This window comes from Halocola ammonii (assembly GCF_049334165.1).
Taxonomy (GTDB): Bacteria; Bacteroidota; Bacteroidia; order Flavobacteriales_D; family Sanyastnellaceae; genus JBEGHD01.
On record NZ_JBEGHD010000002.1, the window covers coordinates 161,355 to 186,449 of the forward strand.

A 25,095-nucleotide genomic window follows, 5' to 3' on the forward strand; every position below is an offset into this window, starting at 1 on the left:
TTCAACCCACACTCTATGTCATTGGAAACCAAAAAGATCGTAGGAGAAGGACTCACCTACGATGACGTGCTTCTAATTCCGGCACAGTCAGATGTCCTCCCGAGAGAAGTCAACATCGGCTCGAGATTTTCTCGAAACATCAAAATCAACACGCCCATAATTTCGGCTGCGATGGATACAGTCACCGAAAGTGAAATGGCCATTGCAATTGCCCGTCACGGTGGAATTGGTGTGATTCACAAGAATATGACCATCGACCAGCAGGCGGTTCAGGTGCGCAGAGTGAAGCGTTCGGAAAGTGGAATGATTCAGGATCCGATTACGCTCAATAAAGACGCCACCGTTGGGGAAGCGCTTCAAATCATGGCTGAGAATAAAATTGGAGGAATTCCGATTGTCGATGATGAAAATAATCTCAAGGGGATTCTGACCAATCGCGATTTGCGCTTTCAGAAAAATATGAAGGAGTCGATCAGTGGAATTATGACCAGCGAGAATCTGGTGACTACCAAAAAAGGCTCCGACCTCGAAAAAGCTGAAGCCATTCTTCGCACTCACAAAATTGAGAAGCTGCCGGTTGTTGACGATGACAACAAGCTGGTTGGATTGATTACCTACCGCGACATCATCAAGCTTCAGCAATATCCGATGTCTTGCAAAGATGAGTTCGGCCGCTTGCGTGTGGCTGCTGCCATTGGCGTTACTGGTGATTCTGTGGAAAGAGCAGAAGCGTTAGTGAAAGCAGGTGTGGATGCGCTCGTTATCGATACTGCACACGGGCATCACACCGGAGTGCTCAAGGTTTTCAAAGAAATCAGAGCCAAATTCGACACAGTGGATTTGATTGTAGGGAACATCGCTACCAAAAAAGCAGCTCGCGATTTGGTAGAAGCCGGAGTGGATGCCGTGAAAGTTGGGATTGGCCCGGGCTCGATCTGTACCACACGAGTGATTGCAGGAGTGGGAGTGCCTCAACTCACGGCCATTCTCGACATTGCTGAGGAGCTCGAAGGATCGGACGTGCCTTTTATCGCTGATGGAGGAATTCGCTACACAGGTGACATCGTGAAAGCTTTGGCTGCCGGTGCTGACACAGTGATGATCGGTTCGATGCTTGCCGGAGTGGAAGAGTCTCCCGGTGAAACGATCATTTACGAAGGAAGAAAATTTAAGGCTTATCGCGGAATGGGATCAGTTGAAGCCATGCAAAAGGGCTCAAAAGATCGCTACTTCCAGGATGCCGAAGACGATATCAAAAAGTTGGTTCCCGAAGGGATTTCCGGGCGTGTGCCTTACAAAGGAACTGTAAAAGAAGTGATTTACCAGGTGATGGGTGGACTACGAGCCGGAATGGGGTACTGTGGTGCAGGCTCTATCGAAGCGCTCAAAAAAGCGCAGTTTATCCGCATCACAAATGCCGGAGTGAGGGAAAGTCATCCGCACGATGTAACAATCACTCGCGAGGCTCCAAACTACAGCCTGTAAATGGCCTTTAATGGTTTGATGATTTAATTACATTTGCCTTTGCCTAATTCAAAATTATCCTGAAAATGAAATTGAAATTTTCTGCTTTTATTCTTGCCCTGCCATTGCTTTTCTCAAGCTTTGGAGCTGAGGCTCAAGACAAGCAAGTTCTGATGACCGTTGGTGGTGAAGATGTGACGCTACAAGATTTTGAGAGTATCTACCGCAAAAACAACAACGACTCAGCAATTACCAAAGAAGCGCTCGATGAATACCTCGAGCTTTTTGTCAATTTCAAACTCAAGGTGCATGAAGCTCGCCAAATGGGGCTCGACACGATGAAGAGTTTCAAGAGGGAGCTTTCTGGCTACAGACAGCAGCTTGCCCGTCCTTATCTTACAGATGAAGATAAACTCGATGAACTGGTTCGCCAGGCTTACGAGAGAATGAAGCAAGAGGTGAAAGCCAGCCACATTTTGGTAAAGCTCGATAAAACTGCAACACCGCAGGATACGCTTGAGGCTTACAGCAAAATCATGGAAATCCGCAAGCGAGTGACTGAGGGTGGTGAAGACTTTGGAAAAGTTGCAAGCAAAGTTTCCGAAGATCCTTCAGCCGCAAGAAATCAGGGAGACCTCGGCTACTTTTCGACTTTCCAGATGGTTTATCCTTTTGAGGACGCAGCCTATAGCACCGAGGTTGGTGAGGTTTCAAAACCGGTTCGCACGCAGTTTGGCTACCACATTCTAAAAGTTCACGATAAGCGCGAAGCTCGTGGAGAAGTGAAAGTGGCTCACATCATGATTAAGGATGACGAGAAGACCAAGCAGGAGGAAGGCGAAAGAGCAGAAGCCAAAATCAAAGAAATTTACGATTTACTCGAAGCTGGTGCTGACTTCTCTGAGTTGGCGTTGAAGCACTCCGAGGATCGTTCAAGTGCCAGAAAAGGCGGAGAGCTTCCGTGGTTTGGAACCGGGAAAATGGTTGAAGAATTTGAAGATGTTTCGTTTTCTCTGGAGCGACCAGGCCAAATCTCAGAGCCTTTCAAAACCTCTTACGGATGGCACATCGTGAAGAAAATTGACGAGAAGTCGGTACCGAAATTTGAGGATGTTAAGAGCAACATCAAAACGCAAGTATCACGCGATGCCCGTGCAGAGATCACCAAGAACTCATTCCTCAGAAACCTGAAGGACGAATACAACTTCGAAATTGATAAAAAGCGTCTCGATCCTATCTACGATGCGGTTGACTCCACCATTTTTGTGGGCAAGCTGAACGTGAAGAAGGAGAAGAAGCTCAATAAAGATCTTATCACTTTTGCCGACATGACTTACACGGCAAAAGATTTTTACGAGTGGGTACAAAACAATCCACCACGAGACAAAAGTCTCTCGCCAAAAGACGCCATTGACGAGCGTTTGGAGAAGTATGCAGATTCTCGCCTGATGATGTACGAAGAGGCTCACCTGGATGAGAAGTACGACAAGTTCCGTCTTTTGATGAACGAATACCGCGATGGGATTTTGCTCTTTGAGCTGATGGAGCTGAAAGTTTGGAATCGCGCGGTAAAGGACACTGCAGGCCTCGAAGCATACTTTGCCGATAATCGTGAAAACTACCAGTGGCCAAAACGCATCGATGGCAAAATCTACAAGGTTGCCAACGAAAAGCTGGCTGGTCAGTTGAGAAAGATGATCAAGCAAGGTGCTGATGAGGAAGCCATTTACAATGCACTGAACAAAGAAAGTGAACTCAACGTGAGCATTGACAAAGGAGTTTGGTCAGCAGATGATAAACCCGTTCTTGGTGAAATCGATTGGGAAAAAGGCCTAAGCGAGAATGTGAACCACGATGGACAAATTATGGTGGTGCAGGTTGATGAAGTGCTTGAGCCAGCTCCAATGGAACTCAACGAAGCCCGAGGCCGTGTTATGGCAGATTATCAACAGTACCTCGAGAAACAATGGCTCGAAGAGCTTCGCGACAAATACGAGGTGACTATTAACAAGGACGTTCTCTACTCAATTTTGTGATCACAAGGCTTAGCAATCTCAAATACTCGTCTTTCGGTGTTGCATTGCTCATTGCAGTGTGGGCTGCCGGTGTTTTGTCTGGCTGTAAGCCAAAAACAGAAGAGCAGGTAGATTACGCTGCCAAGGCTCACGATAAGGTTTTAACCTGGCAGGAGGTTTACGATGTGATTCCCGACAACGCCACCGATCAGGACAGTATTTATGCGGCTGAAAATTTCATAAACAATTGGGTGCGACAGCAAGCCATTGTGCATCACGCACAGTTGAACTTGTCTGAAGAGCAAAAGGATTTCACCAAGCAGCTTGAGGATTACAGAAACTCCCTGTTGACTTTTGCTTTTGAAGAGCAATATGTCCGCCAACGCCTCGACACAGCTGTTTCCGAAGAGGTGATCGAGCAGTACTACGAAGAAAACCAGGATAATTTTTTGCTCAAAGACTACATCGTCAGAGTGAAGTTTTGCATTCTCGACAAGGAAACTCCGCGATTGCGAAAATTCGAAAAGCTCTTTTACTCCGATGATGCGGAAGATCTCACGAGGCTCGAGCAGTTTTGTGTGGAGTACAAGGCCCGCTATTTTCTAAAGGAAGACATGTGGATCTATTTTGACGACCTCCTAAAGCAAGTTCCACTTGATGTGGTAGACACCGAGAGTTTTCTTAAAAAAAACAAACAGGTCGAGTTTGAGCGGGGAAATAACCTATTTTACCTGAACATTTTAGAATATAAGATCAAAGACAGCGTTTCGCCTCTGAGTTTCCAAAGAGACCGCATTGAAAACATTATCATCAACCAGCGCAAAGTTGCCTTGTTGAATGATCTCCGCGATGGCATTTATCGCGAAGCGCTTGACAACAAACAGATCGAAATTAATCTCGAGAAATGAAGAAATTAACTGTTCTACTACTCATCTGCACATTCGCTTTTTCGGCATTTTCTCAAACTGAGGAGGAGAAAGGAAAAGTGATCGACAAGATCGTGGCTGTGGTAGGCGATGAAATACTTTTGAAGAGTGAAGTAGAAGCACAAAAACTTCAGCTCAAAGGCCAAAAAGGTTACCCAACAGGCCAGGAGCTACACTGCATGGTGGTGGAGGAAATGCTGCGCGAAAAGCTGCTTCTCCACCAGGCCAGAGTAGACAGTCTTGAAGTTGGAGAGGCCGAGGTAGACGGGGAAATCGAGAGAAGGCTTCAGTACTACATCGGCATGTTGGGCGATCAGAAAAAATTTGAAGAATACTACGGAAAGAGTGTTGCTCAATTTCGCGAAGACTTTAAAGAACCAATTCGTGAGCAGTTACTTGCAGAGCGAATGAAGAGGCAGATTTACAACGATGTCAATGTTACGCCAGAAGATGTAACCAAGTATTTCAATAGCCTTTCGAAAGACAGTCTTCCGTTGATTAATGCGAAGGTGGCTTACTCCCAAATAGCTATCGAACCAGAGGTAAGAGAAGTGCAAAAGGAAAAAACACGCAGGCTACTCGACTCGATCCGAACAGAAATCATGAAAGGCAACACTTCGATGATGATCCAGGCTGCTCTTCACAGTGAAGACCCGGGATCCAAATACAAAGGCGGTTGCTACGATTTGATGCAGCGAGGAAGCTTCGTCCCGGAATACGAGGCCGCGGTTTTCAATACCGATGAGGGAAGTTACTCTCCGGTGTTTGAGTCGGAATACGGCTTTCACTTTGTTTATGTGGAAGAAAAGCGTGGGGAGTACTACAAGGCCTGTCACATTTTGAAAAGACCAAAAGTGACTGATCTCGACATTAAACAGGCGAAAATGAAGCTGGACACAGCGAAGCAAATGATGAAAGATTCACTCACTTTTCAATCAGCTGCCTCGCGTTTTTCATCAGACCTTAGAAGTGCAAAAGCTGGCGGTAAAGTGATGAACCCACGAACCGGTTCGATTATGCACGAAGTAGATCAGCTCGACAGACAGATTTTCTTTGTTCTCGATAAACTAAAGGTTGGCGAAGTTTCAGAACCTGTAAAAATCGAAACCGAGAATGGAGACGTTTATTACGCGATTTACAAACTGGACAAGCGAGTAGAAGCGCACCGCGCCAATTTGCGGGACGATTATCAGATGATCCAAAAAGCAGCCGAAGGTGAAAAAAGGGAAGAGGTTTTCGATGAGTGGATCGAAAATGCGTTGATGAAAACATACGATTCGGTAGATCAGGAAATACTCGATAAGTGCGAGTTTTCCCACAGCTGGGGAGTTGATGACGTCAGTAAATTCTGAAAAAGGACAAAGGGCAAAGAAAAGACCTCTTTAATTCCTATTTTCGTCAACCTCGCTTAAACCATTTACTCAAAAATGAACATGTCCGAAACAAAATTTCACTCCGATAAAGAAGCTCTCGACAACTTAAACGTTCGATATAAAAAACTCACCGATGAAATCGCCAAAGTGATTGTCGGCCAGGATGAGGTGATCAAAGAAGTTTTGATCAGCGTTTTTAGTGGAGGTCACAGCCTTTTGGTTGGGGTTCCGGGTTTGGCAAAAACGCTTTTGGTAAACACGATTGCAAAATCTCTTGGTCTCACTTTCAACCGGATTCAATTTACGCCCGACCTGATGCCTTCGGATATCATCGGTTCTGAAATTTTGGGTGAAGACCGGAAGTTTAAGTTTGTAAAAGGACCGCTTTTCTCCAATATCGTTTTGGCAGATGAGATCAACCGTACACCTCCAAAAACTCAGGCAGCTTTGCTTGAGGCGATGCAGGAGCGCGGAGTTACAGCTGCAGGACAAAATTATCCACTTCCGAGCCCATTCTTTGTGCTTGCTACGCAAAACCCCATTGAGCAGGAGGGAACCTACCCACTGCCCGAGGCACAGCTCGACCGTTTTATGTTCAATATCTGGGTAGACTACCCAACTTTTGAAGAAGAAATTAGCGTGGTTAAAGCCACCACAGGAGATAGCGTTCCTCAGGTCGAGAATGTGATCTCTTCAGAAGAAATTCTCTTTTTCCAGCAGCTCATCAGGAAGATTCCCGTTGCCGACAACGTAGTGGAATACGCGGTGAGACTTGCCGGAAAGACCCGTCCTGGTGGCGACCTCGCTCCTGAGATGGTCAACAATTTCCTCTCTTGGGGTGCCGGTCCACGTGCATCTCAATACCTGGTAGTAGGAGCCAAGTGCCACGCAGCACTCAACGGAAAGTACAGTCCAGACATTGAAGACGTGCAAGCGGTTTCACTACCGATCTTACGCCACAGAATTGTCCGCAATTACCGCGCTGAAGCCGAGGGCTACACGATCGAAAAGATCATCGGGGAGTTGCTCTAACAATCAATCCCTGGGAATTTGGTCAGCTTTCGTACGGTCATAGGGCGTCTCGATCACTTGCCTACAACAAGGTATCTACTCGTGCCCGAAAAGTATGTCCAGAAACTTGGTGGACTAAAAACCCGTGTCATTTGCACCGTTGAGAATTCCGTAACCTATCGATCTGGACTTGTTGCTCTTGGCGATGGCGATGCGTATTTACCTATCAACAAGAATCAACTTGAGATTATTGATGCTGAAGAAGGTGACGAGGTAGGAATAAAACTAGAGAAGGACCCGGATAAACTCGGAGTGGATATTCCTGTAGAATTCGAAGAAGCACTAAGCCAGGATGATCAGGGTAGAGTTCGATTTGAACAGTTGTCATTGAGCAAGCAGCGATTTTTGATCGGCTTTATTTCTAAGGCCAAAACAGTTCATACAAGGGTCAATCGATCGGTGAGTATCCTCAACAAGCTACAACGCTATCCAAAAGGAAAAGAAGACTTGAGGGATGTAATCAAATCCCGAAAGTAGTTTTTAGGAGTGGTCTGGTAGTCTGGTGGCTTCTAACATCTCTTTCATCTAGAACGCGAAAATTACGACCCTTCTGGTTCGATTTTACTACCGGAAATCTGATGTAACCATAAATTTAGATTTCTGAGAGACGTGAATTGTCGGCCATGTCTACGACCTTTTCTTTCGTTGGGTGGTCATTGATCCAACCGTTGAAACCGTTGGCTATTCGCAATCCCGAAGGGATGACACTATTGTAGGTAAAAATGCGAAAAGACACCAGAACCCCGAAAGGGGTGACATTAAAACCGCAAAACAGTTTCGCTCCATTTCTTTGGGGTGATTTTTTGGGAAAGCTGGTTGGAATGTTTTCCCATTGCCAAAAGCTCTTCATCGCTGAGGTTGCCCAGCCTGTCAAATGCTTTCAGGATACTTTCTGAAGATCCCGATTGAAAAGAAAATCCGTTTTTGGCTTCTTCCAAAAAAGCAGTGGCTGCACCGATTTTACCGGAACAGAGAAGTGGTAATCCGGCAGCAGCCATTTCGTGGACGGCCACGCCCCAGGGCTCTCTGTGACTTGGAAGAACGAACGCTCCAACTTTAGGTAGAATCTTAAGAAGTTCCGCAGGTTGCAAAAATCCGAAGTGTTTGATGCCTTCCTGCTCGGGTCGTTTTTCCCAGTCATCACCTGTGCCCACGCACCAGAGCTCCCAGTCGTTCTCAGTTTCTATTTTCCACCTGCTGAAAGCTTCCCACATCTCGTAGATTCCCTTGAAAGGGAGGTAACGTCCAAGGTAGAGAATGCGGTGAGGGTAGTCCGCTGACTTTTGATCAGCAGATAGTTCGAAGGCCTTTTGGAAAGCGGTGGTGTCGGCACAGTAGAAGCCCTCGGAAATGTGAGCGTCATCGAAGCCTAGTTTTTGAGCGAAAGATTTTTGTGGCTGGCCGGGAATCCAGGCATCGGAAAAAACTGACTTGAATTTCCATTTTGCAAAACGCACCAACAATCTTTGTTTGAGGGAGTTTTGCCACCAGTTGTCGAGTGTCAAAACTGTAGGGCATTTGCCGTAAAACATCTCGCAAACGGCCAGGTAGTCTTTATCGACCCAGCCAGAACAGACAATCACATCAGGGGTGATTTCTTCTGAGAGCTTCAGAAGTGCATTTCGATCAAAGTCGGGCTTATCGTAAATCTTGACACCATCGATCTGGCGGAATTGAAAAGGCGCTTCTTCGTTCACCGGCCACCGCACGATGTGGATTTCCTCTACGTGATTACTCAACTCTTCCACACAGGCCATGAAATATTCTGCCAGTTCGGTGTATAGGAAAAGGACGCGCTTTTTCATGAGGGCAAAAATAGAATTATCAGTTGTCAATTATGAATGGAACAATTATCAATTATGAATCGCACTTGCCTACCGCTGCCCCCCTGCCTACCGCTGCCCCCGACCCCTGAAGGGGCGAGCTGTAGCGCGCAGATTAAATTCACATTCTATTTATTTTAACGGGATACTGTGTGTCCGCATTCTCTGCGGGGGCTCGCTCAAGCCAAAATGTCGATGCACCCTACATCGAAAGAGCTCAGCATTCTCCGCCAGCGGGGGATATGGCGCTGGCCAAATTCAATTGGTTTCGAAATAAGGTAACTTCATCCAATGACAAGATTTACCGATGAGTTTCAGGTCGCTCGACCGTTGTCCCCCTTTGGAGGGGGTGCCAGAAAGGCGGGGGAGGACTTTCACAAAAAGAAAAACTTTTAATTTAGAATTATGCCATCTAATGAGAACTACAATAAACATCTGAGAGATTTCGCAAGGGAAAACCGCGATCAGATGACCAAAGCGGAAGCATGTTTGTGGAAATGTGCCTTATCGAGAAGAAAAATGCTCGGTTACCGTTTTAAAAGACAAAGACCTGTGGATTGGTATATCGTAGATTTCATGTGTCCGAAATTGGGTCTAATTATCGAGGTAGATGGATACAGTCACTCTTTGGAGGAAATTCAGAAAAAAGATAAAGTTCGCCAGGGTAGCTTAGAAGCCTTGGGGTTCACAGTCATCAGGTTTAACGATGAAGACGTTTTAAGAGATATTTCTCATGTTAGATATGTTATTCAGAAATGGATTGAGGAATTGGAAAAAGGCAAAAACTGAATTGTCCTCCCCCGCCTCGTACCTCGGCACCCCCTCCAGCGGGGGAGATAGCGTTGACCAACTTCGTTCGGGGAAAATCAAAATATTTCTGTGCAATTACAGGATTTACAAATAAGATATAGGGCGCTCGACAGCTGTCCCCCTCTGGAGGGGGTGCCTAAAAGGCGGGGGAGGACTTGATATGCAAAAAAGGTAATCTGATTTCGAAACCGGCTCGCTCTCAAGACTCACAATCCGACTCAAACTGTTCTGGCTCACAGACCATCGCTGCCCCCCTGCCTACCAGCAGGCAGGCGACCCCTGAAGGGGCGAGCTGGATCGCGCAGATTAATTATGAGTGACTAGTGTAGTTGAACGACCGCGAAACTTCAACTCCGAAACAAATCGATGTTTTGCTGGATGTGCTCTGGGTCGGAGGTGATTTCTCGGGCAAATTCCCAGGCTCCTGCTGTTAGCTGCTGGTATTCTTCGTCATCCATTTCGATGCATCTGGAGATCGTTCGCTGCCACTGCCCGGTTTCGTTGAGGTCGATGTCCCATCCGGCTTGCTTTTGTTCCAGGCCGCGCCAAGGTGTGTGAACCGAAAGCATCACCGGCAGTCCAGCTCCGAGAGCTTCTACAATCGAGTGGCCGTAGTTTTCATGGAGAGTTGGCAAAATGTAAAAGTCGTGTTGCGCCAGTCGGTCTTTTATTTCCAGCGGGTTCACCGGTCCGCGGTAATCGATCGAAACATGGTTTTTCTCCGCCAGAGATTTGCACTTGCTCCAGTACTCTTCATCTTCAATCGGGCCATAGACGATGAGTTTAGCCATTTCCCTCTTGTCGACTTGTCCAGCTTGCTCAATGAAAAAATCGAGATTTTTCTTCTTCGAAATTCGCGAGAGAAATGCGAATTCAGCTATTCCGCTTTTTTTCTCCGACTTCGGAATTTCCGAAACAGGCGAAGCCAAATTCATGGCGACTCTTACATCGGCCTTTTGTCCAAAGTGCTCTTTGATTTCAGATTCTTCCTGAGGAGTAGAAGCATGCCAGGTGATGCCCTTGAAGAGATTGAAAATCCGGGAAGCACCGAGAAAAATCTTCTTTTTCAGTGGTTTTATTGAAAGCGCTTTTTCACCGAGCATTCCCCTCGGAGCCAGGATGGCACGGGCGGGAGACTTTCTCTTTTTGTTCACCCTGAGAGGTGTGATCGAGAAATTCATCGAAAACAGGCTGTTCAGGTAGAGCACATCCGGTTTTTTCTCGTCCAAAATATCTTCGAAAGTCGATTTAGATTGATTTTCCGGGTTGAGGTAGATGATCGAGTAGTGGCCCCGATTGATCCACTTGTCAGTTTCGATCTCTGCGTACGGCTTGTCATCGTTCAAATCGCGATCCGAGGTGACCACCAAAAAGTCGAACTCACCGTGAAGCTGATCGATGATGTTAGCTACTGATTTAATTGGCCCTCCGGCTTTGAACCCTGGCAAGAACCAGTCGATAGAAATGAGGATTTTAGGTTTTTTAGACATCAATTTTGTTTTTATCCAGCCAGTGAGAAAGCACCACGAGCGGCCATATGCGCGACCACGTGATTTTAGGGTCGTTGCTCAGAAAGCGTTTCCAAAGATCATCAATAGCTCTGGCGTTGAACTCTTTTCTCTGGCCCAGCGCTTCAAGGTAAGAACTACAAAATTCCCTGAGCTCGTCTTTCATCCAATTTTCCCACGGAAGCACAAATCCCATTTTGGGACGGTCAACGATTTCGCGAGGCAGCAGATCGCCCATGGCGTCAACGAGCAGTTCTTTTTGCGTGTGCGGATATTTTTGTTGATCACCAATGCCCATCACGTATTCCACCAGGTTGTGGTCGAGAAAAGGAACACGAACCTCCAGGGCGTGAGCCATACTCATCTGGTCACTGTCTCGAAGAAGCACATTTTGCATGTATGTGTTCATTTCTGCCCAGGAGATTTTGCTCAGATATGGCATGTCGAAACCGGGATTTCCAAATGCGATATTTTCGTGGAGCAGCCTGTGCGCCTCGTTTGGTGGGAGTTTCCTGCTGGAGATCAGTTTTTTCACCTGCCTGTCGAAGAGCACGAGTCGATTGATCGGAAAGGTGTAATCGATGTCGAGGTAATCTTGTTTGAGCACCTCTGCAATTTTATCGGAAGCAATCGAAGGCTTTGCTGCCCGGTAGAAAGTCATTGCGAAGTTGCGCATGAACTTTGGGAAACTCATGAGCCATTTTTTATCCGACAGGCGAGCCAGTCTTTTGAAAACATCGTAGCCTGCGAAGAGCTCATCACCTCCGAGCCCCGAAAGGGCCATGGTGATTCCCGCCTGCTTGGTCATTTTGGAAACCACAAACGTGTTGGGCCCATCACCGCTGGGGTGATCCATAGCGTTTAGTGCATCGGGAAGAAGATCTAGAAAATCCCTGGGGTTGAGTTGTATTTCGTGGTGGTCGGTTTTGAATTTATCGGCCACCATTCGGGCGTATTTGGCTTCGCTAAATTCGGCTTCATCAAAAGCGACATTAAACGTGCTCACGCGTTTGGTAGCCACTTCACTCATCAGTCCCACAATGGCGCTAGAGTCGATTCCCCCTGAAAGAAAAGCACCAAAAGGAACATCTGCACGAAGCCGGAGATCTACGCTTTTCAACATCGATTCGCGAATGTCGGTGAGGATTTCACTGCGCGACTGGCCTGCAGATTTTCTCGAAAACTGCTGCGTGACGTCCCAGTATTTTTTGAAAATCGTCTCGTTGTCGTTGAGCACCACGTAGTGTCCGGGCATCAGCATTTTGATGTCTTTCACAATGGTGTTGGGCGCGTGAACGGTTTGGTAACGAAGGAAGTCGGCAATTGCTGTAGTGTCTGTTTTTCGCTCCACAATTCCACTTTCGAGTATCGGTCGCACCTCAGACGAAAAGACGAAGTGGCTGTTGACGTCAGCGTAGTAAAGCGGCTTGATACCCAGTCGGTCTCTGGCGATAAACAGTTCGCCTTTCGACTTGTCCCAGATAGCGAAGGCAAACATGCCATTGAATTTCTGAAGGCATGCGCGTCCCCATTTCTCGTAAGCCGCCAGAATCACCTCCGTATCCGAAGAAGTGCGGAATGGGTAATCGCTAAGCTGGTCTTTGAGTTCGCGGTAGTTGTAGATCTCACCGTTGAAAACAATCACCAGATTGCTGTCGTGACTGTAGAAAGGTTGGTTGGCCGCGTCTGTAGTGTCAATGATGGAAAGTCGCTGGTGGCCCAGCACGAGTTCGCGGGCAGCGAAAGTCCCGTTGGCATCCGGCCCTCGATGGGACAGTGTCCGGTTCATTTTTTTGACAATCGCTTCGGGTTGATCTAACCTGCTAAGCCCAAATATTCCATTGATTCCACACATGGAGGCAAAAATAGAATTATCAATTATGAATGTGTGAATTACGAATTATGAATTTGCGGAAAGGGCTGAAGGTCGATCGGCCGTTGTCCCCCGCTGGAGGGGGTGCCCGTAGGGCGGGGGAGGACATTTTGGTCTAATGGTGATTAAGTAATCTTAGTTAACTCAGGTAACTGAGGGTGTTTGATCAACGCGATGCTCTCAAGACACACACTCACACTCAAACTGAGCCTGCCGCTGCCCCCGACCCCTAAAGGGGCTATCCACGTTCGAAGGTAATTGAGTGGATTAAGGGTATTTGTGTAATTGGAGAGTGTTTGATCAACGTGATGCTCTCAAGACTCAAACTCCAACTCAAACTGAGCCTGCCGCTTCCCCCGACCCCTAAAGGGGCGATCCACGTTCGAAGGTAATTGAGTGGATTAAGGGTATTTGTGTAATTGGGGAGTGTTTGATCAACGTGATGCTCTCAAGACTTAAACTCACACTCAAACTGAGCCTGCCGCTGCCTGCCGCTTCCCCCGACCCCTAAAGGGGCGAGCCACGTTCGAAGGTAATTGAATGGATTAAGGGTATTTGTGTAATTGGGGAGTGTTTGATCAACGTTATGCTCTCAAGACTCAAACTCACACTCAAAACTGATTTGCCAATCACTCAAACTCACTGCAATCTTCCGAAGGTTGATGCACTCCGCCACCTTGTTGGTAGACTACGCTTGCTCCGAGGTGGCCGGAATAGCTGATCGTTGCAGCACCACCAAGCAGGAGCAAGACAACGATGACAGGCAGGATTTTGCCGGCCTTATTTTTTAAAATTCTCGCGGCCACATCTAAAACAGTGGCTGCCGAAAAAACCCAGGCTGAGAGTTGTGCCCACCACAGATGATCTTTCAGAACAAAAGGATCGCAGATTGTGCGCACCACCTCATTGTAGGCTTCCTGGCCGGTGAAAAAAGTGATCCAGAAAAAGACGATTCCTGTCCACAACAAAAGTGAAAGCGTGAATCGCAGGTTGGATGCAAAAGATTTCTTTTGGAACACGAGCCAGGCCAGTCCCACTGCCGAGGAAATGATTAAAATGCCAATGGCAAAATGGACGAACAGAGGATGCCACAGCTCCGTTCGCCACATTGATGGGAGTTGATCCATGATTTAGTTGAGAATCTTCACTGTGATCGGATCCAGTCTTTTACCTTTTTTCTCAAGCTCAACTTCCACGCGGTCACCTTTTTGGAGAGCAGAAAACTCCACCTTGGCATCGTTCTCCATCAAAACCGTGTTGTCGGTGAAGTACAGCTCGAGGGTCTTGCCATCATCGGTTTTAACGTAGATTTCTTTCTTTTCAGGAACCACTTCATCAGCTGTCCCCGTGTAGGTTCCGGATTCCACGATGTCTGTTTCTTCGTGCTCAGAGTGTCCTGATTCTGATTCTGAACCACTGTTGCAAGATTGAATGGCAAACATCGAAAAGACCGCCAGTGCGATCGTAAAAAATGACTTTTTCATGATTTGAGGTTTTTGTCGTGAAATACAAGTTTAGGGTTTTAGCGCGTGACTTCGAAAATCGACACGACTGAATTGATAATTTGGAAGAAGTCTAAGCGGAAGTGTGAGTAACTTTTTAGCTGGCTATTCAAAAGACCTTTTGCCTAAAAGCGAATTAATCCTCCTCCGAACTCTACTTTTTATCGATCGATCCCAAGGTTTTGGATTGTCCCTAAGTTCAAGATCGTTAGGTTCAAGCCTGATTACTTGATAGTCATAGTCCATGGAGCTTAAATTGTAAGACTGAAGGAACGTTATTCTTAATCCGGAATCCCGAAGGTTTTTAGCGATTATATCCGTGTGTATTGGCTGATCAATAACCTGAAGTGTTTCTTTTGACGTTTCGATCTTGAACTCCAAATATTCGGGGTCGGGAATGTGAATAAGAACTACACCGAGGTCCTTCAGATGTCTGCGTATTGTTTTGAAGAGATCGTTGTGTTGATCGATAGGAATATGTTCTAATACATCGGGAAGAAGCACTAAGTCAAATTTCAAATCATGTGAGAAATCAGACATGTCTGTAACATGAAATTCAATGTTATTCACATTTGAATGCAGTTTTTTAGCGAACTCAATATTCTCTTCGCTAATGTCTACAGCCACAATCTTGCCTTCTTTGATTCTGTTTACAAAGTTCAAAGTGCTATGACCCGGTCCACAACCAATTTCAAGAACATTACTTGAAGAGTTTAGGTTTCCGAGTTTATCTAGCCATTTAGCTATTTGATAATGTCTGAAATTGTAACCAGATACATTCAGGTGATTACTGAATGTATCATAGAATGTTTTAATGTGCTTATTCTCTTGCTTCATTAATAATGGCTTAGTGTATGAGGTCTGTTTGCAAACATAGAAAGAGTTTCAGTTCGGCTTAGACGGTGCGAGCATATTTCCATAAACTTTGTTTGAAATAGCCGCGAACTAGTGATTGGATGACAAATTATTTGAACCTTTGGAAGCAATAATAATCTGGGATTTTGATCAACCTTTTTCTACCTGCAAAAACTACATCATTCATTGATCTTGAGATTGACAACTTGAAAAAGATCAAGGAGTCATTTCGAGTTGTTACATATGAAGGAGCTGGGCTACACTTGGTAGTGTCGAAAGGAATAGAAATTCCCAGGAGTTTCACGAACAAACAAATTCTACATCACCTTCTAGCGAATTTTCGAGAGTTGACCTCACTCTTCTTTAAAGACCTTTTTTACTCAGGCATTTCTCTTAATTACTTGATGAATTGGAGAACCAATCTAAAGGTTCTAGTGATGGCATCAAAGAATGCAAATCTGTTGTACTCAAAAGGTCTGTTTCAGGGGGATTCACTGAACTACACTTACTTCATGAATGAGTTTGCCTTGATTCTAGCATTCGCAAAAAGGAGAAAGTACACAAATAGTTTTTTCGGCAGGGGACACGGAAGAGATGTAATTGACAGCAGAGAAAGTAGTGGAAGGTTGCCGTTTCAGTGGCTGAAGTATAAATACGCAAATCGAGTTTATGCAGTTAGCGAGGCTACTAAAAGGTATATTCAGAATAGATATCCAAAGTTTCAAGGAAAAATCGAAGTCTCCTACCTCGGGATCGAGGAACCACCCTACCAAACTCCCGAATTCGAGAGTGAAGTTTACACCATTCTGAGTGTCGGTAGAGTGAGGAATATTAAACGCTATTATCTAATTGCTGAAGCCTTGCTTCATGTTGATGCTCAGATCAAATGGGTACACATCGGAGGGGTGAGTGAAACCGATCCTACCACCTCAAGATTCTACCGCGCACTGAAAAATCTGATGACAGCAACAAATATCGAAGTGGATTTAAAGGGGGAAATGACAAACGAGGAGGTTTTTGACTTTTATCGAAACACTCCAGTCGACTTACTCCTAAGCGTGAGTGAAGATGAGGGTTTGCCTGTTTCTATGATGGAAGCGATTAGTTTCGGAGTTCCGATATTGGCAACCGATGTCGGAGGCAATTCGGAAATTGTGAATGAAAAAACTGGCAAACTCATTCCTAAAGATTTTTCATATGAGGAATTCACGAGCATCCTAAGTGAATTGCTTTCGAAATACAGCCGTGACCTGGCAGTGAGAAAGGAGATTCGGATGTTTTGGGAAAGAAATTTCGAAAACGAAACAAACTTCAAACGGTTCCTGGAAAAAACCCTTGGACTTTGATAGCTAAGCTAATTTATTTTGAACCTTCGAAATTGTAGTGGTCGCTACTTTCTCCCATAAGAATCTTTCTCTTACTTCATTAAGGGAGTTGATTTTTTTCTCAGTGAGGTTTTCTTGCTTTAAACCTATGATGCGCTCCAGCTCGTCCTTCAGGTATACAGGTTCAATTGAGCCAATTAGCCAGCCGTTGTTGGAAATAAGTTGAGAAATCGCTCCTACATCAGTGGCGAGTATTGCCAGTCCCTTTGCCATTGCCTCTAATATCACTGTTGGCATTCCTTCAGAGTGGCTGGGACAAACGAGTACATCGCACTCTCTAAGAATAGCTTCGACTTTTTCAGATTCTCTGATCAGGCCGTGATAAATAATCCGTTTCTCTTGCAGTTGTTTTTTATTAGGAATTGGACCGACAAAATGAAACTCGAATTTTAAAGATTGGTCTCGCACTAGTTGCCTCAAAGCAGCATGAAGTTCCTCTATGCCCTTTCTTCTCTCGTATCTACCAATGAAAATGAATCTCCTGATTCCATCACTATTTACCTGAGCCTGGTTTTCAACCCATCTTTCTTCAATGCCATTTGGGATTTCTATTATTTTCTTTCTGTCAATTCTGAGGTTTTCGAGGATTTCTTTGATCTTACCTCCAAAACTCGAGACGTAGTCGGCATTTTTGAGATTCCATTTAGTAGCTGAACGCAAACTCAGGTGTTCCAGTTTTACACGAAATGAAGGAGCTTTTTGAAACATCTCCAGTCCGTGGAAATTTACCAATATTGGCGTGTCTAGCTCTCCAGCTTTTCTGGCCTTGAGACAACGCCATCCGGTAAATCCCTGTGCATAGATTAAGTCATACTTTCGAGGTCTCTGTTGAATCTCCTGCCAAATAAATTGCGAGTATCTGCGGTTCTCCCGCAAATAGTGTCCTGGAAGTGAATCTTGTCTCCCCGGCCAGCGAGCACACCAAAAATCAATGTTTTCAAGCTCTTTTTTGTTGAAGAACTTTGGGTCAGCACCACTCTGAAAAGGGATTGGATCATTTTCGCCCACACAGTGAAACAGGCTCACTTTAACTCCGCTCCTCGCCAGGTAGCGTGCAAGGTGGTAGGAGTGCTTTTGCATTCCCCCCATCACCCATGGGTATATTCCATCTGTTAGCAGCGCTATCTTCATGGCTTAAGCAATGACCTTTTTGTGTGAAAACGTTTTATTTTTCTCTGCTTCGGCTTCTTGATCTTTTTTATGGACCATATCCAAAAACTGCTCTTTATTGTAGAAGTACAACATCACGAAGAAGGGCAGTCCATTGAGGAAGTAGTTGCCTTGTCGGAGCAAACACATAAGAAGCATGACTAATATTCCGTTGCTGGCTAATTTATATGGAAGGCCTTCTTTATAAAGTCTATTGCCTATAAATCCGCGAATTAGAATGACTACAAATGCCAGTGTCCCAATTAGTCCAGTCTCTGTAATTAGACGCACTAGTAGAGAGTTTCCATCCGGTTTATTAAACTCAAAATCGTAATCAATTACGGAATTTGTCAATGTGTATCGGTCAAATGCCTTTTCATAAGAACCAAGACCTGTTCCAAAGAACGGGTAGTCCTGAACACTCTGCATCGCAATATGCCAGTTGTTGTAGAGTACAAAACTGGAGGAGTTGGTATTTTCTATAGAGTAATCCTGATAGACCCAGAGTCCAATTGATGAGTCTACGCGTTTTTGGAATTCCGAAACATTGGTATAGAATAACCAGAATGCCAGAGCTACGAAAACACTGCCAAAAACCACATATCTAATTTTGAATGATTCAGTAACCATGAAAAAGATTAACAATAAACCTAAGTAGCCGGTGGATGAAGAGGATAGAACAACTACCAGGAGCACAGCTGCCGATTGATATTTATTGTAGAAGTTTTCTTGGCCCTTAAGTAGATTGTACACAGAAAGAAAAACGGCCGGAGCCATGAAAATGGTCATCTGTGCAGGTTCAGTGAAGATTGAATTCACTCGCACACCCACAATACCTCCGGGGTTGTATCCCCATTTATTTAGAATTACCCCAAAATTTGCTAGGCCTTGAAGACCAATAAGAGTGGTAAACCCCTGGAAGAGTCCGATAAGCGCAGCCCAGTAACATAGCTGCAAGTATCTCTTGTAAAGGTACTGTGCGTCAAATTCATAATACTTCAGAATGAAAAAAAAGAAGCTGACCGAAAGGAACATTCCGCCCCATACTTTTATAAATACAAAGGGTGTGGCAGTGCCTGCAGAAATGCTGACTAAGCCAACAATTAAAGTGAACCCCAAAATTGCTGCTGTGATCTTAGGAATTCCATACTTTAAGAAGAAGGGAGGAAGGAGAAGAATGTACGAGATGTAGTAAAGATAACCTTCAAAAGGAAACCTGAAAAAAATGATAGTACAAATGAAAATTGCCAAAAAAGCAAGGACTTCTACCCAGATAGAAACATGCTCAGGACGTTTGAGTGTTTTAGGAGAAAAGGTATCAGTCATACAAGTCCTCCTTCCGATAATTTTTCTCTTAGAAATTGATTTAAACTATCTCTATGGGTATCCCAAGTAAATCTTTGTGATGCACTTCTTGCGGAAGTTGAGGCTTTCCGCATTTGATCTTGATCCAAATTTTTGAAGTGATGAATTGCCGATACTAGTGCATCTACATCCCTAATGGGTACAATTATTCCGGAATTGTTTGATTCCTCAATTACGTCCGGTCCGATAGAGTGTGGAGTGGTAATTACAGGTAGACCAGCCGCCATTGCTTCCACAATCACCATCGCAAAGCCTTCAAATACTGTGGGTAAAATCAGTAAGTCGTATTCCTGATACTTGACAAAGAGTTCATTTTGAGCCATTGAGCCGTGATAGTGGAAGTTGTGCACCTCTTTTTTGAACACATCCAGTTCCTTGTAGGCATTGCCGATAACGTGAAGCTCTACATCTGTCTTAGAAAATCGTTTGATAGCATCCAGTAAGTATTTAAAGCCCTTGCGCTGAGTTACCGTACCGGCAAACAAAACCTTCAAAGGCCTTTCATTCCAGTTATCAAATGATTTTTCAGTGTAGGATACGTGATCAAGCTCAAAACCGAGAGGGATGGTTGATATTTTCGATTGATCTAATCCTGCATTCAGTAAACTTTGCCTTGAAAAGTCCGAAGCAACGACTACATGGTCAGCTACAAAAGGCTCTTCTCTCAAACGTTTTTCATAAGCTACTGGAAACTTCAGATTCGTGATTGTAGGAGCCCACTCTGGATGGAGTCGCGCCTCTTCACGCAAAATTTTGTCTACTTCGGTTACGTGAGCTGTTGCCAGTTCACAAATGGCTTGCTTTCCTACTTCTTTAGCTACTTGCATCGTAAGCAATGAACTTCCCTGAAAACCATAATGAAAATCGGATGGTCGTGCAGCAATCTTTTTTGAGGCGTATTTGTCAAAAGCTACATCACGGTCGTAGACAAGCTGTTCCAGTTTTTGAGTATGACCATGTAATAACTTGTGTACTGTTTCTGGTATTTCAAAGCGCCAGTTTGACTCCACCAAGGATCCACTTAAGCCGGGCTCAAACCTTCTTGTCCAAAAGTGATCACCAGTTTTAGTGAAAAAATCTTGCAATAAAGACGGACTTACATATCCGCTAGTTATGAACTTGTCGAGCACACCAAGCTGCATCAAATTGCGCGCAGTTTTGTACGCGTGCTGCTTTCCTGCATGTGTGAGTGTGATGGATAGTTCTTTCAAGACTTCGAGTAACTGGAATGCTCAACGTGCAAATGTATGAATTATGGTTCTCTAATTTTGTAATGAGGTTAATGCTGGTTAATTACCTTTGCCAGGTAAACTTAGCCATGTGAAAAAGAGAATAAAAAAACTACTATTCAGAGGTGATGCCAGAGGTGTCCGTAAGTTAAAGTATGGAATTGCTTCAGGAATTTTCATGGATATTGATCTCAATCATAAAACTCAGCGCATCTTAGGGCTTGACGAATTTGAGATCATGAAGGACTTTAAAAAACTTGCCAAACGGTCTGATGTATTTGTGGATGTTGGTGCTTCTGATGGTTATTATGGATTAATTTACAACAAGCTAAATCCAAAGGGGCAATCTTATCTCTTTGAAGGTGATCCCGCATTTAAAGAAATTGCTGACGCCAATTTCAAGCTCAATAGTTTCAAAGCTAACTACAAGTGGATGACAACCTTGGTGGGTATGGTGGACGGAGGAAAATTCGTAAGTCTTGATTCAACTCTCTCCTTAAAGGGAGAGAAGATTTTCTTCAAGATTGATGTGGATGGAGGCGAGTTAGATGTGCTGAAGGGTGCAACAAGGACAATTGATGACAATGAATGTTACTTTATTATTGAAACACACTCAATGGAACTTGAAGAAGATTGCATTGAATTTTTGAGGGAGAGAGGGTTTTCAACTTCAATTATTAAAAACTCTGCATGGAGAAAACTGATTCCTGAGACACGTCCAATTGAACACAACAGGTGGTTTGTAGCATCTAGAAATTTACTGTGATTTATGGTCGGTGAGAAAACCGGAAATAGAAGTTAGTTTCTTTTGGACTACCTCATCCCAGGTGAAATGTGATTTAACTTTTCTCAGGGAATTATTTTGGAGTTGACTCAACTCTGCCGAGTTAAGTTCAATGATTTTTTCAACTGCACGTGAGAATAATTCGTAGCCGTGATTCTCCAAGAGAGCTCCGACTTCGTCTGATACCATTTCAGATACAGCTCCCACATCAGTCGCGATAATTGCGCAACCGGATGCCATGCCTTCAAGAATTACATTGGGCATTCCTTCGGCCGAACTGGGACAGAGAAGAACATCGGCCTTTTGAAGTTCCTTGCGGATATCGAACTCATCATGAAGTGGACCGGTGTATTCAACGTTAGGCAATTTCAACTGCCTGGATTCCGGGATTGGTCCCACAAATGTAAACGTACAGCTCTCGGGATCGCACTCTCGAATGACCTGCTCGATGAGATGTATTCCTTTCCTCCGAGTGTATCTACCTAAAAAAACAAAGTTGGTTTTACCGTTATGTCTCGTTTTCTTTTCGTCTTGAAGCAGCCAATCTTCACTAATGCCAGTGGGGATTTCGTAAATCTGCTCAGGTAGAACTCCGGTCTTTTTCTTCAGTATCTCAGAGATTTTCCCGCCATAGGAGAAAACTATATCGGCCATGCGAGAGTTAAAAATAGTTGGCTCCTTGTGAAAGAATGTTCCCAAGAAGTCTGTGGCATTAGTTTGGGTTTGAAAGATCTCATATCCATGGAGCATCACTCCAATAGGTGGTATACTTTTTCCTTTTTGCTTTTCTTCAAGGTATTTCCAGGAGGTGTAATTTTTGGAATACACGAAATCGACATTGTCACTGTGCTTAAGAAAAGCTTCATAAACGCGGCAGGAATATTCATAGGACTCGCGGACATAGTGGCCGGGAAGCTTTTTGTGTTTAGGAAAAGGTATGAAGAAGGAAGTGATGCTTCTTAACTCATCTTTGGAAAAGACAGAGGATAAATTGGAGTAATCCTTTTCAACGCCCTCCTCATAGGATTGCGCAAAGTAGGGCACAGTATGATAGAGGTCAATTTCGATGCCATTTCTCGCCAAATATTTACACAGATAATAACTGTGACGTTGGATGCCGCCCATTACCAATGGAGAGATACCGTCTGTGAAAAGTGCGATTTTCATTAATTGACGAAATTAATGTTTTAGAGGCCTAATAGAAGTTGAGTTGCTTTTTTTAACCCTTTAATGTGAAACGGGAATTTCGATTGAATCCATGCGTAAAATCCTAGCCAACGGGTTTGACTTTTTATTGAGCACGTTTCGATTAACTTCCTGCTCAATTCAATGTAGGATGATTTACTCAATGAACCGATTCGGTGTTGGTGGGATATGGCGCTTAGGGTTTCAAGCAGAGTTCCTGCCAGAAACTGCTTTAGTTCGTGTGGTACCAAGATTTCAAACTTTCTGTAGTACATGATTGCGCCTGCAATGTAGTTCTTGTGGAATTCGTCCCCTTTGAAGCTGTGTCTGTTAGCTGAAATCCTGTAGTAGCAATCTGCTGCTTTTTCTGGGAAAGTTCTGACTCTCGCTCCAGCCAAAAGACATTTCGTGTGAAACTCCACATCTTGCAACCGGGGAAAGCTCTCATCAAAACCACCAACCTTTTCGATGAAGGATTTTCTCCAAATGGGAGCTACTGTTGTCCATTGTAGATCGTGCTTGAGAAAGCATTTTAAAAGTTCATCTTCATTTTTTTTTGGAACCCAGGACATAGAGAGGTCTCGGTCACCAGGCTGATTTTCGAAAACCGCCATCGTCATCACCCAGGCATCGTAGTTTGGAAATGTTTGAGTGAGCGCCAGCCGATTCTCAATACAGTTTTCTGCAAGGAGGTCATCGGAGTCGAGGAAGATGACAAACTCACCATTAGCTTTGGACAGCCCGAAATTCCTTGCACTACTGCCACCTTTTCCGGGATTTCTGTATAGCTTCAATTGCTTGTGTTCTTTTATTAGGTTTTCTAGAAGCTCCCAGGATCCATCGGTTGAATTATCATCCACTGCGATCCACTCTACACCGGCAATATGATTCTTAGCGAGAGATGATATCGTCTCTTCGATAAAATTGGCCTTGTTGTAATTTGGGATGATGACAGATAATTTCATTCGATGTAAGGCTTATGAGAAGATTTTATCTTTTCATTTCTAAAATCTAAGGGCTTGTTGGAAAGAACTACATAAAAGTACTCTTCAAATGGATAGACTTTCACGACAGTCATTGGGTAACCTTGAATGTCAATTTTATCGCCTGGCTCAATTTCATCTGGTTTTTGAATATGTTCAACCTGCTGTGGATTGAACTCATAGCCAGGTAGAATTTTATATATGTCAAAGCACTGCTCTGGTGCCCGATGAAGACTATCAGCCAAATTATTGTAATACTCTGGGTTTTCTCTCTTTCGATAATGGTGATAGGCTGGGATTAAATCTGTATAAAATTGATGAAAATGGGTAAACCCATTAACTGCAAGTTTACCTTTGGTCAGCGGGTTCAATTCAATATGTGCATCTCTAATCTTGAAACTGGCATTGAGCAAATTGAAATATGAGACCAATGAGATGGAAAGGGCTAACTGCACAATTGCCACAGCCTTCAACAGGCTCAACTTCTTCAATAAAACATAAAGAATAATTGAAAGTGTAATTAGGGTTCCTGAGAAAATCGAAATCCATTTCACCCAACCTGGAAGTGGAGTATAGTTCCAGGTGTGATTCCAAAATACGGGTTCAGTCAAGTTCCTGAAAACTGTCAGGTAGATGAAAAAACTCAAGATTGAAGCAGTAATGAGAGTGACCCTAAGGGGTTTATGGCTCAAGCGAGCTACTGCAAAAGTGAGAACAATAACTATGAATGGAACAAGTATGGGGACCAGTGAAATCCACTTTTTGAAAGGATAGGAGTGAACAAATGCTCCTTGAAGAACCGCACAAATCATTGTAATGAAGCCAACTACAATAACCCTCTGCTGAATTGAGGTTAGTTGATTTCTCAACCCCTTAAGAGCCAGGATAATCCCGCCCAGAAATAGAGAACAGAAGAAAGTGATTAAAAGCAAGGGGTTGTATTGAAACAGATGAGTGAATAATATGCCAGCAGCTGAATAAATCATATTCATGGTAGTGCCCACCAATGTAAGTGCTGGTTTTTCTGACACTCCGCCACCATGAGCTGAAAGTGCATTTATGAATGAGAAGATGCTTTCTCCGAATGCAGCGAGTAATAAAGAAAACAACCCAATTGCAGCTACACCTCCACTGATGGCCCAAAGAGGAAGAAAATACTTCTTCTTGAAAATTGAGTAAAGCAATAAATAAATACCTGCCGCTAGACTTAAGAAAGCATTGTAAGGGTAGATAAAAAGTACAATAAAAACTGCAAGAAAGCCTATAATGATTGCCTGGGGTTTATTTATTTCAGCTCGCCACAATAGTGCCAACACCATTAATGAATTTCCAAAAATTGAATAAACCTGTGGGTTGGAGTGTCTGGCGAAGTTGAAAAACGTAAAATCAACAGCTAGCAGAACAATTGCTGAAATGGCTACGATCAGTCCAGTCCTGGATGAATTTAATCTAGTCAAGGTTAAACCGAGCAGTAAAAGTGAGACGAACCCTATCAATACAACAGGGACTCTCAAACCGTAATAAGAGTTACCAATTGTGTTTAAGCTTATGATCGTTAAAGGGTAACTGTAAAGCTCATAGCCTGAATGGTCGGTCGAAAAATCAGTTGATCGATTATTTTGTTCATTGAACTGATCAATTGCCAAAGCTGCATAATAAGCCTCGTCTTCTTGAGTGATGCTCATTATACTGTATGGTAGAACATCCTGATCGAGAGAAATGAAGTAGATCGAAAATAAAGAAAGGGCAAGTAAAGCGAGAATAACCTGGCTACGAAGAGGGGGTAAGTTCATTT

At 44.1% G+C, this 25,095-nt stretch carries 21 protein-coding genes; 9 read left to right on the top strand and 12 right to left on the bottom strand.

The annotated features are described in order from the left end of the window. Positions 1 to 15: 15 nt before the first annotated feature. The 6 genes from guaB to ABHV44_RS02940 all read left to right on the top strand — a co-directional run bounded on the left by guaB (position 16) and on the right by ABHV44_RS02940 (position 7,326). A complete protein-coding gene (gene guaB, locus ABHV44_RS02915) occupies positions 16 to 1,485 on the top strand; it encodes an IMP dehydrogenase (protein WP_459073147.1) in 1,470 nt (489 codons plus the stop codon). A gap of 65 nt (positions 1,486 to 1,550) precedes the next feature. After that, positions 1,551 to 3,500, top strand: coding sequence for a peptidylprolyl isomerase (locus ABHV44_RS02920; RefSeq protein WP_459073148.1), 1,950 nt, complete (start codon positions 1,551 to 1,553; stop codon positions 3,498 to 3,500). Continuing rightward, complete coding sequence (locus ABHV44_RS02925; RefSeq protein WP_459073149.1) at positions 3,497 to 4,387, top strand: hypothetical protein; 891 nt, start codon at positions 3,497 to 3,499, stop codon at positions 4,385 to 4,387. The genes ABHV44_RS02920 and ABHV44_RS02925 overlap by 4 nt, the downstream gene beginning before the upstream one ends. Further along, positions 4,384 to 5,757 carry a peptidylprolyl isomerase gene (locus tag ABHV44_RS02930; RefSeq protein WP_459073150.1) on the top strand — a complete coding sequence of 458 codons (1,374 nt, stop codon included), beginning with the start codon at positions 4,384 to 4,386 and terminating at the stop codon, positions 5,755 to 5,757. The genes ABHV44_RS02925 and ABHV44_RS02930 overlap by 4 nt, the downstream gene beginning before the upstream one ends. Positions 5,758 to 5,832: 75 nt before the next feature. Then, positions 5,833 to 6,810 carry an AAA family ATPase gene (locus tag ABHV44_RS02935; protein WP_459073151.1) on the top strand — a complete coding sequence of 326 codons (978 nt, stop codon included), beginning with the start codon at positions 5,833 to 5,835 and terminating at the stop codon, positions 6,808 to 6,810. A gap of 18 nt (positions 6,811 to 6,828) precedes the next feature. Next, positions 6,829 to 7,326: a YdeI/OmpD-associated family protein gene (locus ABHV44_RS02940; protein WP_459073152.1), complete on the top strand. Its 498-nt coding sequence runs from the start codon at positions 6,829 to 6,831 to the stop codon at positions 7,324 to 7,326. Between the two features lie 281 nt (positions 7,327 to 7,607). Here ABHV44_RS02940 and ABHV44_RS02945 read toward each other — a convergent pair whose 3' ends face one another. After that, positions 7,608 to 8,654, bottom strand: a complete 1,047-nt coding sequence (locus tag ABHV44_RS02945; RefSeq protein ID WP_459073153.1) for a glycosyltransferase family 4 protein — start codon at positions 8,652 to 8,654, stop codon at positions 7,608 to 7,610. 423 nt (positions 8,655 to 9,077) lie between these two features. Between ABHV44_RS02945 and ABHV44_RS02950 the strand changes: the two genes are divergently transcribed. After that, on the top strand, positions 9,078 to 9,461 hold the full coding sequence (locus tag ABHV44_RS02950; protein WP_459073154.1) for an endonuclease domain-containing protein: 384 nt from the start codon (positions 9,078 to 9,080) through the stop codon (positions 9,459 to 9,461). Positions 9,462 to 9,829: 368 nt separating this feature from the next. Here the strand turns inward: ABHV44_RS02950 and ABHV44_RS02955 are convergent, their stop codons facing one another. The 5 genes from ABHV44_RS02955 to ABHV44_RS02975 form a co-directional block, all read right to left on the bottom strand. After that, the gene (locus tag ABHV44_RS02955; RefSeq protein ID WP_459073155.1) at positions 9,830 to 10,972 is read right to left on the bottom strand and encodes a glycosyltransferase; all 1,143 of its coding nucleotides are present in this window, start codon (positions 10,970 to 10,972) and stop codon (positions 9,830 to 9,832) included. Further along, positions 10,965 to 12,845, bottom strand: a complete 1,881-nt coding sequence (gene asnB, locus ABHV44_RS02960; protein ID WP_459073156.1) for an asparagine synthase (glutamine-hydrolyzing) — start codon at positions 12,843 to 12,845, stop codon at positions 10,965 to 10,967. Before asnB ends, ABHV44_RS02955 begins: the two co-directional genes overlap by 8 nt. Before the next feature lie 647 nt (positions 12,846 to 13,492). Further along, the gene (locus ABHV44_RS02965) at positions 13,493 to 13,990 is read right to left on the bottom strand and encodes a DUF2231 domain-containing protein (RefSeq protein WP_459073157.1); all 498 of its coding nucleotides are present in this window, start codon (positions 13,988 to 13,990) and stop codon (positions 13,493 to 13,495) included. Positions 13,991 to 13,993: 3 nt separating this feature from the next. Further along, positions 13,994 to 14,347 (bottom strand): hypothetical protein, encoded by a 354-nt coding sequence (locus ABHV44_RS02970; protein WP_459073158.1) that lies wholly within the window; start codon positions 14,345 to 14,347, stop codon positions 13,994 to 13,996. Positions 14,348 to 14,470: 123 nt separating this feature from the next. After that, on the bottom strand, positions 14,471 to 15,202 hold the full coding sequence (locus ABHV44_RS02975; protein WP_459073159.1) for a class I SAM-dependent methyltransferase: 732 nt from the start codon (positions 15,200 to 15,202) through the stop codon (positions 14,471 to 14,473). Positions 15,203 to 15,657: 455 nt separating this feature from the next. Here ABHV44_RS02975 and ABHV44_RS02980 point away from each other — a divergent pair, with 455 nt between their 5' ends. Next, positions 15,658 to 16,566 carry a glycosyltransferase gene (locus ABHV44_RS02980; protein ID WP_459073160.1) on the top strand — a complete coding sequence of 303 codons (909 nt, stop codon included), beginning with the start codon at positions 15,658 to 15,660 and terminating at the stop codon, positions 16,564 to 16,566. Between the two features lie 3 nt (positions 16,567 to 16,569). On the opposite strand, the gene ABHV44_RS02985 is transcribed toward ABHV44_RS02980, so the two are convergent. The 3 genes from ABHV44_RS02985 to ABHV44_RS02995 are packed head-to-tail and all read right to left on the bottom strand — an operon-like array spanning position 16,570 to position 20,261. Continuing rightward, positions 16,570 to 17,736 carry a glycosyltransferase family 4 protein gene (locus ABHV44_RS02985; protein ID WP_459073161.1) on the bottom strand — a complete coding sequence of 389 codons (1,167 nt, stop codon included), beginning with the start codon at positions 17,734 to 17,736 and terminating at the stop codon, positions 16,570 to 16,572. 3 nt (positions 17,737 to 17,739) lie between these two features. After that, positions 17,740 to 19,080 carry an O-antigen ligase family protein gene (locus ABHV44_RS02990; RefSeq protein WP_459073162.1) on the bottom strand — a complete coding sequence of 447 codons (1,341 nt, stop codon included), beginning with the start codon at positions 19,078 to 19,080 and terminating at the stop codon, positions 17,740 to 17,742. Beyond that, positions 19,077 to 20,261, bottom strand: coding sequence for a glycosyltransferase family 4 protein (locus ABHV44_RS02995; protein WP_459073329.1), 1,185 nt, complete (start codon positions 20,259 to 20,261; stop codon positions 19,077 to 19,079). Before ABHV44_RS02995 ends, ABHV44_RS02990 begins: the two co-directional genes overlap by 4 nt. A gap of 178 nt (positions 20,262 to 20,439) precedes the next feature. On the opposite strand from ABHV44_RS02995, the gene ABHV44_RS03000 reads away from it, so the two are divergent. Then, on the top strand, positions 20,440 to 21,114 hold the full coding sequence (locus ABHV44_RS03000) for an FkbM family methyltransferase (protein ID WP_459073163.1): 675 nt from the start codon (positions 20,440 to 20,442) through the stop codon (positions 21,112 to 21,114). Here the strand turns inward: ABHV44_RS03000 and ABHV44_RS03005 are convergent. From ABHV44_RS03005 to ABHV44_RS03015, 3 genes are read right to left on the bottom strand one after another with little or no spacing between them, the layout of a single operon-like run. Then, entirely contained in the window at positions 21,106 to 22,299 is a 1,194-nt protein-coding gene (locus tag ABHV44_RS03005; protein ID WP_459073164.1) for a glycosyltransferase family 4 protein, read from the bottom strand. The two genes, ABHV44_RS03000 and ABHV44_RS03005, sit on opposite strands and share 9 nt — an antisense overlap. Positions 22,300 to 22,319: 20 nt before the next feature. Continuing rightward, positions 22,320 to 23,282 carry a glycosyltransferase family 2 protein gene (locus ABHV44_RS03010; protein ID WP_459073165.1) on the bottom strand — a complete coding sequence of 321 codons (963 nt, stop codon included), beginning with the start codon at positions 23,280 to 23,282 and terminating at the stop codon, positions 22,320 to 22,322. Beyond that, positions 23,279 to 25,093, bottom strand: a complete 1,815-nt coding sequence (locus tag ABHV44_RS03015) for a hypothetical protein (protein ID WP_459073166.1) — start codon at positions 25,091 to 25,093, stop codon at positions 23,279 to 23,281. The genes ABHV44_RS03010 and ABHV44_RS03015 overlap by 4 nt, the downstream gene beginning before the upstream one ends. Positions 25,094 to 25,095 lie beyond the last annotated feature (2 nt).

Coding starts and splice junctions, on each gene's coding strand:
- ABHV44_RS02980 (WP_459073160.1), top strand. CDS start 15,658: ATGGCATCAAAGAATGCAAATCTGTTGTACTCAAAAGGTCTGTTTCAG.
- ABHV44_RS03005 (WP_459073164.1), bottom strand. CDS start 22,299: ATGAAAATCGCACTTTTCACAGACGGTATCTCTCCATTGGTAATGGGC.
- guaB (WP_459073147.1), top strand. CDS start 16: ATGTCATTGGAAACCAAAAAGATCGTAGGAGAAGGACTCACCTACGAT.
- ABHV44_RS02950 (WP_459073154.1), top strand. CDS start 9,078: ATGCCATCTAATGAGAACTACAATAAACATCTGAGAGATTTCGCAAGG.
- ABHV44_RS02955 (WP_459073155.1), bottom strand. CDS start 10,972: ATGTCTAAAAAACCTAAAATCCTCATTTCTATCGACTGGTTCTTGCCA.
- ABHV44_RS02965 (WP_459073157.1), bottom strand. CDS start 13,990: ATGGATCAACTCCCATCAATGTGGCGAACGGAGCTGTGGCATCCTCTG.
- ABHV44_RS03015 (WP_459073166.1), bottom strand. CDS start 25,093: ATGAACTTACCCCCTCTTCGTAGCCAGGTTATTCTCGCTTTACTTGCC.
- asnB (WP_459073156.1), bottom strand. CDS start 12,845: ATGTGTGGAATCAATGGAATATTTGGGCTTAGCAGGTTAGATCAACCC.
- ABHV44_RS02985 (WP_459073161.1), bottom strand. CDS start 17,736: ATGAAGATAGCGCTGCTAACAGATGGAATATACCCATGGGTGATGGGG.
- ABHV44_RS02975 (WP_459073159.1), bottom strand. CDS start 15,202: ATGAAGCAAGAGAATAAGCACATTAAAACATTCTATGATACATTCAGT.
- ABHV44_RS02945 (WP_459073153.1), bottom strand. CDS start 8,654: ATGAAAAAGCGCGTCCTTTTCCTATACACCGAACTGGCAGAATATTTC.
- ABHV44_RS02930 (WP_459073150.1), top strand. CDS start 4,384: ATGAAGAAATTAACTGTTCTACTACTCATCTGCACATTCGCTTTTTCG.
- ABHV44_RS03010 (WP_459073165.1), bottom strand. CDS start 23,282: ATGAAATTATCTGTCATCATCCCAAATTACAACAAGGCCAATTTTATC.
- ABHV44_RS02970 (WP_459073158.1), bottom strand. CDS start 14,347: ATGAAAAAGTCATTTTTTACGATCGCACTGGCGGTCTTTTCGATGTTT.
- ABHV44_RS02935 (WP_459073151.1), top strand. CDS start 5,833: ATGAACATGTCCGAAACAAAATTTCACTCCGATAAAGAAGCTCTCGAC.
- ABHV44_RS02995 (WP_459073329.1), bottom strand. CDS start 20,261: ATGCAGCTTGGTGTGCTCGACAAGTTCATAACTAGCGGATATGTAAGT.
- ABHV44_RS02990 (WP_459073162.1), bottom strand. CDS start 19,080: ATGACTGATACCTTTTCTCCTAAAACACTCAAACGTCCTGAGCATGTT.
- ABHV44_RS02920 (WP_459073148.1), top strand. CDS start 1,551: ATGAAATTGAAATTTTCTGCTTTTATTCTTGCCCTGCCATTGCTTTTC.